General features: G+C 40.9%; 1 protein-coding gene and 1 pseudogene. One reads left to right on the forward strand and one right to left on the reverse strand.

All coding sequences use genetic code 11. From position 1 onward, the window contains the following. The first annotated feature begins 178 nt into the window (after positions 1 to 178). Positions 179 to 946: a GNAT family N-acetyltransferase gene (locus D7Y06_RS25230; RefSeq protein WP_120410208.1), complete on the forward strand. Its 768-nt coding sequence runs from the start codon at positions 179 to 181 to the stop codon at positions 944 to 946. Here D7Y06_RS25230 and D7Y06_RS26755 read toward each other — a convergent pair. Next, positions 941 to 1,164: pseudogene (locus tag D7Y06_RS26755) on the reverse strand (hypothetical protein); the annotation flags it as partial. The gene D7Y06_RS25230 and the pseudogene D7Y06_RS26755 overlap by 6 nt on opposite strands.

A 1,164-nucleotide genomic window follows, 5' to 3' on the forward strand; every position in this document is an offset into this window, starting at 1 on the left:
GGAGAGATACATGAAATTCAACGGTAAACGATATATAACATCACATTAGAATCTTTCGTGAAACAACCCTAAACGCCTGTAAAAGAGGGTTGAAAGCCGTCTGCAATGGTGGTATACTTGGCTTGTGTTATTTGACAAATCGGGATTTGCCAAACCGATACAATGTGGAGAGAAGTTTATGACGAATCGTGAAATGATGGAAATTGCCATGAGGCAGTCCGCAGAGGATATGGGATGCCGAGAGGAAGATTTTAAGACAAATCGAAATGTTGTTTTTCCCTTAAAATTAGGGAAGAACTCCCGCAAATATTTGAAGAAGCCTATCACGTGCAACTTTGTTTCCTATGGGAACAATATTGCGGCAGCTTCCATACCTGAAACCTTGGAAATAGTGTCCGAGTATATAGGAAAGTTTGAATTTTATCACTGCTTTGAAGCACCAAATATGCACTGGCTGAATGAACGTCTATTCGAGAAAGGACATAAAATATGCTTTATGGCAGAATACTATTTGCCTGATATAAGCAGGATACAAGTTCTTTCTTGTGCCTATAAAACACGCATATTGGAGCAAGAAGATTTTGGTGATTTGTATTTGCCGGAATGGAGCAATGCACTTTGCAAAGATCGTAAGCATTTGGATGTACTTGGCGTCGGCGCATACGATGGAAACATATTGGTTGGATTAGCAGCCTGTTCTGCGGATTGCAAAGATATGTGGCAGATTGGTGTGGATGTCCTGCCGAAATACAGAAGACAAGGAATTGCCTCCGTACTGACAAGTACGCTTACAAAAGAAATAATAAACAGGGACAAAGTACCATTTTATTGTACGGCATGGTCCAATATCAGGTCAGTCAGAAACGCCATTAAGAGTGGCTTCGTTCCAGCATGGGTAGAAATGACCGCAAAACCCACAAATATTGTTGACGAAATGAATCTATAAATCCTTGTTTAACGGGGGGATTTCATCTTTATGGTGAAATCCCCCTTGACAAATGTTCTCTTGGTTGCTGATGGAATTGCTTTCACCTTGGAGTTCATCGTCACGGGAGAGCCTCTCGTACAGCGGGGTAATCTTGGTTTTCGTCATTGGTGTTAGTATATAAGTGTGGACAGAAAAAGTTGAACAACCTATACTATCAAGTGAAAGAGCAAAGGAGA

The organism is Roseburia sp. 1XD42-69 (genome assembly GCF_003612565.1).
Lineage (GTDB): Bacteria > Bacillota > Clostridia > Lachnospirales > Lachnospiraceae > Roseburia_B.

Excerpts from the sequence above, each read along its gene's own strand:
- D7Y06_RS25230 (WP_120410208.1), top strand. The coding sequence starts at position 179 with ATGACGAATCGTGAAATGATGGAAATTGCCATGAGGCAGTCCGCAGAG.